Source organism: Acinetobacter seohaensis (assembly GCF_056431365.1).
Genome location: NZ_JBWKMK010000027.1, coordinates 1 through 8,666, shown reverse-complemented (window position 1 = coordinate 8,666; position 8,666 = coordinate 1). Strand labels below are relative to the sequence as shown.

Below are 8,666 nucleotides of genomic sequence, written 5' to 3'. Positions count from 1 at the left end.
AATATATATCGTTGGCAGAAGAAATTATTTAGACCAATGATCAAAAACTTCATTGATGACTTTATTCTCGATAAAAATCATCTGCTACCACAGAGAATCTATAAGTAATAGTGCGTAAGTCCTAATACTATTAAGAAAAAATCACGCGCTTAAATACTGTTTAACGACTGTAATTTTTCAGTCAAACATCTTCTCTCTCAATAAAAAAACCGCCTAAAAATTGAGGCGGTTTTTTTATATCTACTTCGCAATCACAAATTTCAGGTTTGCTCCGATACACACTACACAATTTTAGTTGCCAATATCAGATAAAAAATTAGCCGTTCTTAAAGACCAAATTCTTTAAAAATCTGTTCAATTTGTGCCGCAGGATATGCTCCCATAACTTTAAAGCCATTCGAGAAAATAATCGCAGGCGTACCGTTTACACCTAAACGATGCGCTAAAACAATGTTGCGCTCCACAGGGTTGGCACAACTGCTTTGACTTGTAGGCAATTGTGCTTTTGTGATCAGGTTTTCCCAAGCAAGAGCAGGGTTTTTCTCACAATACACCTGTTTAGATGGCGCAACAGATTGCGCTTTTAACGGCAAAATAAAGGTATAGATTGTAATGTTGTCCAGCTTTTTCAGTTCAGCCTCAAGCTGTTTACAATATTGGCAATTTGGGTCAGAAAAGATCGCAATCTGACGTTTTCCCGTACCTCGCACACTTTTGATTGCATCTTGTAACGGTAACTTTTTCCAATCGACACTGTTTTGTTGGATCAATAAATCTTTGGTTAAGTTATGCTGATCCTTTAAACGAATCATTGAACCCGCCAAAATATGTTGTGCATCTTCATTCAAATACACCACTTGACCATCCATAGAGGCACTGTAAATACCTTTCATTTCTGTGGCTTGAATATTGTCTAATTTCAGTTGCGGATGCTGTTGTTTGACATTTTTACTAACCGTTGCAACATCGGCCATGCTCACGGCGCTGCATAATCCCATTAAGGCAGCTAAACTCAATTGTTTAATCATGTGTTTCATCTAAATAAAGTAAATTTAGCCTGATTCTAAGCTGAAAGCTGCACAGAATTCAGTATTTTTAAGCCAGAATTACGCAATTGCTACAACTCGTTTTTGCTATGCAACGCTTTAGGTTTCACGTGGAACATTCAAGCCTGATGGCGGATTAATTTCTACTGAAATATGCACAATTTCTTCATGAATGGCGAGGGCGGTGCGGACTTGATCTGCGTCTAAATCGTGTGCGGTTTCCAATGCCAAAATACAGGAAAATTTACCCTGTCCGACTTTCCAAACATGCAAGTCTGTAATCATCACACTGACTGGTAACTCTACAATCACTTCACGAATTTCATCCACCACAGGATGATCCATTTCTGCATCCAGCAATGTTTTCCCTGTTTCCTGCATCAAACCTATCGCCCAACGCGCCACTAAAATTGAACCAACAATACCTAACAGTGCATCTAGAAAATCCCAGCCCCAATATTTACCCGCAATTAAAGCAATAATCGCAAAAATTGAAGTCACCGCATCTGCCACCACATGCATAAAGGCGGCTTTTTGATTTAGGTCATGGCTATCATGCGTATGCTCATGATGGTGATGGTGATGGTGATGGTGATCATCTTCATGTAATAACCATGCACAAATCAAATTGACCAATAACCCTAAAATTGCAATTGGGATGGCTTGGTTATACTGAATATCGACAGGAAAAAATAAACGCTCGATAGAGTGAATTGCCATAAATGCAGCCACCACCAACAATAAAATGGCGCTGCTATAGCCAGCTAAAATTTCAATTTTCCATGTACCAAAACTAAACCGTGTATCTGCTGCATAATGACGTGCTGCCCGATAGGCAAAATAAGCCAAACCTAGCGCCAGCATGTGTGAACTCATGTGCCAGCCATCTGCCAGCAAAGCCATGGAATGAAAAATCCAGCCACCCAAGATTTCCAAGAACATCATGACAGCCGTCAGCAAAGCCGCATATAATATTTTATTCTGCGCCAGCGGATTGCCTTGATCGAATTGATGTGGATGCATACGATGAGAGTGTTGCTGACGCATAATGGGAAATCATTGTTAAATATACTCTCCTAGAGTATATAAAAATTGAGGTGATGTGGTGGGTCATTTACATACAGATAAGAAAATTTTAAATCGCGTCAAACGTCTACAAGGGCAAATTGGGGCAGTGGAACAAGCACTTCACAATCCTGATCATGGCTGTATTGAAGTTTTACAACAAGTCGCAGCTATTAAAGGTGCGGTCAATGGTTTGATGAATGAGTTAATCGAATCGCATTTGCGTCATCATGTGATTGGTGATCAATGCGCGATTGATGAACATGAACTGGAAGAGTTTATGAAACTGCTAAAACGCTATGCTTAAACACAAATAGGCTTGACCAGATTCAAGGCTTGTCTTTACACTGAGTGATATTTCTCACTATATGAGACTAAACTCAAGAGTTTAGCCATCAATCGAGTTTTTTATGACTCAATCTCAATCTTGGCATCCTTTCGTGATGATCAGCCTCGCCCTGATTATTGGCACCATGGGCACGGCACTTGCAAGCCCGCTGTATCCAATTTATCAGGAATTGTGGCAGCTTTTACCCAGCCATATCACCTTTATTTTTGTGGCGTATATGCTCGGTTGTTTGGCTACCTTGCTCTTTTTAGGGCGTACCAGCAACAGTATCGGCTTCTTAAAAACCTTAGAATTGGGTTTAGTGATCATCACTCTCGGACTGATTCTGTCGATGTTTGCCACCAATGCACTTTGGCTTGCTTTGGGGCGTTTTGTGATTGGGATTGCTTCAGGTCTTATGACCACATCGGCGTTAATTGGCTTAATGTGGAGTATCCCCGAATCACATAAAGCACATGCGCCACAGCTCAGTTCAGTCATTACCGCAGTCGGGTTTGGCTTAGGCCCTTTGCTTGGTGGCGGTGTGGCACAATTTTCAGCAGCACCTTTGTTTAGCCCATATATTCCAGTCATTTTGGGTGCTGTCTTGTGTTTTATTGGATTGTTACGTTTAGCGCCACCTGAATTTACACCACAAGCCTTCTCGATTGCCCCAAAATTAGAACGCCCAGAACCACGCTTTCATGCAGAATTTTATATTACAGGTTTAACCGCATTCTGTGCCTTTGCTGCCTTTAGTTTATTTGCTTCGCTCTCTCCCTCTTTTGTGCAAGTGATTATTCCGTGGCACGGGCCTTTGGTCAGTGGTTTGGCCATCACCTGTATTTTGCTGATTTCAGCGCTGGTGCAGTATTTTTCTAAAGCCATTCCTGCACAAAAATGCCTAAATTATGGGCTGTATTTGCTGTTATTGAGTTTATTGGTACTCGGTTTATGCATGTATTTACATTGGAGTTTTCTATTTTTTGTGAGTGATGTGCTGCTAGGCATAGGACACGGGTTGGCATTGATTGGTGCTTTTGGCTTAATTCATGCCATGACCAATCTACAGAATCGCGCTGCAGTGATGTCGACCTATTTATTTGTGGGCTATTTAGGCACAATTCTGCCAATTATTGCAGTCGGTTATCTGGCCGATCATTTTGGTTTAACCACCGCCGTACTTAGCTTTTGTGCAGCCATCTGCTTACTGTGTGGCTACATCATTATTTGGTATCGCCAATTGCAGAACAAACCTGTTTTAGGATGAAGTTTCATCTAAACGACAAACTAAAATCAGGACAAGGTTTGGATCAGCTGAGTTTATTCAAATATTCAAACTTTGTAGATGACTAGGACTATGTCTTCTGTTTGATCTCAAACTCAGCAGCCATTATTTTTCATTGATGGTTTGATGCTCTAATTCTTTAGTTAGGAAGTAATTTAAAAAGGTTCGAATCACTGCAATGATCGCCAGTTTAATTAGGCTATCTAAATCTGGATCTACTGTGGTGGCTAAAATATCTGCAGCCAACTGAAATTCAAGTGCCGTCGCGAGCCAATCCCCAAAACAATAACGTGCAGTACGCCCCGATTTTAACTGAACCAGCACCAATAAAGTTTTAACCAGACCAATCACCACGCAAATCACAGAAATGGCTTCGAGTGACAATTGCAAAAAATGAACCGAAGAAATGAGTATTTCACGTAAAAAAGCCAGTTCAAACATCCAAATACCTCCATCAGAGATTTCATCTCGTGCATTTAGGATTGAATTGAGCGCCAATTTTTGATTATTTTCTCATCATAGCTTTAAATGCTGCGGTTTAAAAAGACTTACGTGATTATTGATGGGTTTTCATAAAGATAAATTGAAATGTTTAAATATGACATAAGTTAGATCGGGCTTGTGCCGAATGAGAAACTAAACATTAACGAATAGGCTGATTTTTAGTAGCAGATCACCCCAAATAGGATAATAAAAAAGCACTAAGCCACTCAAACTTAATGCTATTTTTGTATCAAATCAGGAAGTAATCGCTAAAAATCATTTCCCAATACAGAATATAACTTAAAGGTTTTTATCCAATAAATACAAATAGATATATAATAAAATATTAAATGGATACTAATTAGATACTTTGCGACACAAAGCAATGCCCATTTTACTCCCTTATACCGTAATTGAACCAATTGTGCTTATACCCATAAAAATAGCCCGTAACGGGAAAACCCGATTACGGAAAACCCGCCACTAATAATAAATATATAGAAGAAAGAATATATTTTAATAGTAATAGATGAATGGTGATTTGAATAAATCATACCTAAGTGAGTAGGGGACTTTCCCCTACATGGGTTCAACTTTTAGAATTCACGATAACCAAGCCCGCCCGCCATGATATGCGCTAGGTTTCGATCTGATACGCCTTGCCCCATGAATGAATCACTTAAAGGACCTTGTGACCCACTCGGCTTCTTACTCGCAATTTTGGCTAATTCAGGCGTAACGGCGGGCACTTTGATTGCTGCTGGGCGTGGTGCATCTGCTTTAAATACTGTTGCTGTTTTTGCGGGTTTCTTTGCCGCTGGGATACTTTTTTCCTGGGCTGGCTTTTTTGCCGCCGCTTTTAATTCTGCATCCTGTGTTCGCGCTAAACCCTGTATTTCTTTTACGTTGTTTTTAACTTTCTGCTCATGGTATCCGCTATTAAATGCAACACGTGTGCCGTTTTTTCCGCGTATTGTTGTCTGCCCACGCGCCCAGCCAACATACTTAGCCATTTCCGCTTCGTATTGTTCAGGGCTAAGATTGGGATTATTTAAAAAGTTTTTCATTGTGCCGCTATAGTCGGATTCCATTTCCTTTTTAATAAATTCCGCTTGCGCATCTAAAGCGGCTTGAGTTTTCGGCATCTTGCCGTTCTTATCCATTAAACCGCGGTCCATCATGTGCTTTTGGAATTTCGCATAGCGCCCTCTATTCCATGACAACACACCGCCGTTTTTAATGCTATTTCCGTTTTTATCCTTAGCTGGGTCTGTATGCGTACCAAACATAACATCGCTATAATCGTTTTCGCGTCCAATCTCCCCGCCAATCGCCAATGCTTGAGATTCTGAAAAACCAGCTTTGCGCAATGCGTTGTACATGGCTAACTGTCGGTCGCTTTTCTTTTTAGAGATTCCACCACTAGCATCTTGGTTAAAACCTAGCTTTTCAGATACATAATCTTTAGCCGAACCGTATGCACCACTAACGGCATCCCATGCTTGGCTTGCGACACCCTGTGTCGCGCGGAATGGAATCATCGCCGTATTTACTGCTGAACCCGCTGCGTTTTTAGCAAAACTAAAAATGTCACTTAGTGTGTCTTTAAAAATTTTGGCAAAGTCCACGCCTTTTAAGCTGTCGGTCCATTCACCGACCTTTTTGCCGAATACGCCACCCAAATAAGCGCCTAATGCGCCGCCTGCCACTGTACCCGCTGGACCTAACAGACTGCCAACAATCGCCCCACCGATACCACCGACAATGTTGCCAATGCCTTTACCTTTACCCGCGTTATCTAACTTGCCCCAGTCTTTCGCAAGCATACCGCCGCCAAATAATGCACCTAACAACGGGATACGTTTTAATAAGGCTTTGCCACCACCCATGAGCAAACGCAATAAACCGCCACGACCTTTGGTTAGACTATCCAGCAAACCGCCTTTAGGCTTGTTACGGCGCACCGCATCAATCAGGCGCTCTAATAACTTGTTACGGCGTACATCATGGCGCTGTTGCTCTTTATTGGCTTTGACCTGTTCAACGGGTAATGCTTCATCCATGCCGCGCTTGCGTATGCGTCCAGCGAATACGCCTGCAGCTTTAACGCTCATGCGTTTAAACACACCGCCCACGGGTGATACTAAGTCTTTTAACTCGCCCAAGGCATCAATAGTCGGGTCTAAACCGCGAGCATCACCTACATTGCCGCCACCGCTGACATCGCTTACAAGGTCCTTGAGTTTTCCAAATACAAAACGGCTTTCACTCGATGAACCCGAACCAATAAAACGCCCGTTGGCATCACGTTCACGCGATTTTTCAGCACGGTATTTAACGCTAGACGTATCCACTGCATCGGCATCGCGCGCCGTTGTTCTACCTGGTGTACTTGTACGCGCATTAACGCCGTTTTCAGCATCAATTGCTCGCTTTGTGCTGCGTACAATATCCTGTGATGCTTCAACCACTTTTCTGACATTAGTATCTATAGCGCGACTTGTCTTTTCTTGCCGATCTGCTTGCGCTTTTATCGCTGGCGCATCGGCATCACGCGCACGGCGGCGTTCTATTTTTTTAAACGAATCGGCGATAATGCTATTGCCGCGCTCATATCCCTTTTTAATATCTAATAGGCTTTTGGTTAAAACGTCTAAAATCTCTTGGGTATTGTCTTTTGTTTGATTAATACCGCTAGAAATTTCCTTTAAACGGCGCTCACCGATAATAAAGCCGTCACTGTCTGCACGTAATGCCATGTGTATTACCCAATACTTTATGATGGGCTTATCTTTATTGGTTGGTGGTTGGGGCTTTTTAAATTATTCCTTAAAAAAAGTGCTCCAATGCTTCAAAAAATGATAGTGAATTTAAAGAAGTATCTTTATCGGCAGTTTTCCAGTGTAAATATTGGAATTGATAGGCTATAAGGCGTTATACTTCTTTTTATTTTGAAAATAATAGGCTTTTGTTTGAAAGCTATTGATTTATATAGGATTTATTTTATAATGAAGTCAGAAGTCAGAAGTCAGAAGTCAGAAGTCAGAAGTCAGAAGTCAGAAGTCAGAAGTCAGAAGTCAGAAGTCAGAAGTCAGAAGTCAGAAGTCAGAAGTCAGAAGTCAGAAGTCAGAAGTCAGAAGTCAGAAGTCAGAAGTCAGAAGTCAGCGAGATAAAGTCTTATCTCAGTAATCAATTACTCAAAAAAAACTATAACAATAAAACGTGTGCGGCTGAGAAGATTATTGGTCAATATTTTATTCATGCACCATTTTGCAATACTACGATTGACTTTCAAACAGTATCCCAAAATAATAATACAAATTATGCATCTGCAGATATTTCTGAAAATCAAATTCGTGAGAGTATTCCAGATATTCTTGATATTCTGTTGATTGATCGAACAACTTCTACCTCAAAAACTAAAAAAAATATTATTTGGGCAAATGAAAATTATATTAAATATGGTGAATATGATTATGCTGCAACCTCTCAGATAAAACCTGAATTAATCACAGGGGAAATGGGGGAGATTATTAAGCCTCGTGCTTTAAAATCACAAGAATTAAAAAAAGAGCGAACGAAGTCTAAAGCCGAAGTTTTTACTCCAACGTGGATTGTTAAAAAACAAAATGATGTAATTGAACAGAATTATTTAAATGACAATTTAGAAACATATATAAAACGAAAATGGTTAGAGCTTACTTGTGGTGAAGCTCCCTATATGGCAACACGCTATGACATGGAAACTGGTGAAATTATACCGTTTATAGAACGTGTTGGTTTTGTAGATAGAAAACTGCAGCGTATTAATAATGAGGTCGATGATAAGGCTGAATGGCATCGTTTAGTCGAAGAGGCATATAAAGCAAGCTATGGTTTCGAGTGGAATGGTGACTCATTACTTTTGGCTCGTGAAAACCTGTTATACACCTATCAAGACTATTATATATATAAGTGGAAAGAAAAACCGACACATGGGTTATTAAAAGAAATAGCAGAGANCATCTTTTTACTTCTATGAATCGAGGCATTATCAACAATAAGAACCAATGGAAGGTTATAAGTCTGTTTTACTTGTTGAGCTATTCCAGTTAAATAGGCATAAAACCAAGTGCTTGTAACTGACTCTTGTAAACAACTTGTCACCAGTTTCCCCGTTGAAAGCAAACACCCCATGACATTAACTCGTTTTAATCTTATTGCATCAACCGCATGAACATCACCTATCTTTGTCCATGCATAGCGGTTATCAGGTGTAGATGAAAACCCTGTTTCATCAACATAACCTAATATAATTTCACCACGTGCCGCTTGCTCTCGTAATTTTTTAATCTGCTGTGTTGCTTGTTCAAATGCAATCGGATCTCTTTTTTTTCAAGCTATGACGGGTACGCTTGAAGACCATACCTGAATCACGTAAAAACTTACGAATGGTTTCAACAGACACGGACACTTC

General features: G+C 40.4%; 6 protein-coding genes and 3 pseudogenes. 3 read left to right on the top strand and 6 right to left on the bottom strand.

The genetic code is table 11. The annotated features are described in order from the left end of the window. Window positions 1–108 (top strand): annotated as a pseudogene (locus tag AC07E5_RS04350) (IS701 family transposase); the annotation flags it as partial. A gap of 218 nt (window positions 109–326) precedes the next feature. Here AC07E5_RS04350 and AC07E5_RS04345 read toward each other — a convergent pair. Next, entirely contained in the window at window positions 327–974 is a 648-nt protein-coding gene (locus tag AC07E5_RS04345; RefSeq protein WP_498624698.1) for a DsbC family protein, read from the bottom strand. 171 nt (window positions 975–1,145) lie between these two features. Next, window positions 1,146–2,093, bottom strand: coding sequence for a CDF family Co(II)/Ni(II) efflux transporter DmeF (gene dmeF / locus AC07E5_RS04340; protein WP_498624696.1), 948 nt, complete (start codon window positions 2,091–2,093; stop codon window positions 1,146–1,148). 58 nt (window positions 2,094–2,151) lie between these two features. On the opposite strand from dmeF, the gene AC07E5_RS04335 reads away from it, so the two are divergent. Together AC07E5_RS04335 and AC07E5_RS04330 are read left to right on the top strand one after the other, a co-directional pair. After that, window positions 2,152–2,418 (top strand): metal/formaldehyde-sensitive transcriptional repressor, encoded by a 267-nt coding sequence (locus AC07E5_RS04335; protein WP_004969779.1) that lies wholly within the window; start codon window positions 2,152–2,154, stop codon window positions 2,416–2,418. Between the two features lie 103 nt (window positions 2,419–2,521). Next, window positions 2,522–3,709 carry an MFS transporter gene (locus AC07E5_RS04330; RefSeq protein WP_171287397.1) on the top strand — a complete coding sequence of 396 codons (1,188 nt, stop codon included), beginning with the start codon at window positions 2,522–2,524 and terminating at the stop codon, window positions 3,707–3,709. 123 nt (window positions 3,710–3,832) lie between these two features. Here AC07E5_RS04330 and AC07E5_RS04325 read toward each other — a convergent pair whose 3' ends face one another. From AC07E5_RS04325 to AC07E5_RS04310, 4 genes and pseudogenes are all read right to left on the bottom strand, one after another. Further along, the gene (locus AC07E5_RS04325; protein WP_154321234.1) at window positions 3,833–4,168 is read right to left on the bottom strand and encodes a DUF1622 domain-containing protein; all 336 of its coding nucleotides are present in this window, start codon (window positions 4,166–4,168) and stop codon (window positions 3,833–3,835) included. A 638-nt stretch (window positions 4,169–4,806) separates the two neighbouring features. Next, window positions 4,807–6,969, bottom strand: coding sequence for a phage tail tip lysozyme (locus AC07E5_RS04320; protein WP_498624694.1), 2,163 nt, complete (start codon window positions 6,967–6,969; stop codon window positions 4,807–4,809). A gap of 1,243 nt (window positions 6,970–8,212) precedes the next feature. Further along, a pseudogene (locus AC07E5_RS04315) lies at window positions 8,213–8,437 on the bottom strand (transposase); the annotation flags it as partial. Between the two features lie 121 nt (window positions 8,438–8,558). Further along, a pseudogene (locus tag AC07E5_RS04310) lies at window positions 8,559–8,666 on the bottom strand (helix-turn-helix domain-containing protein); the annotation flags it as partial.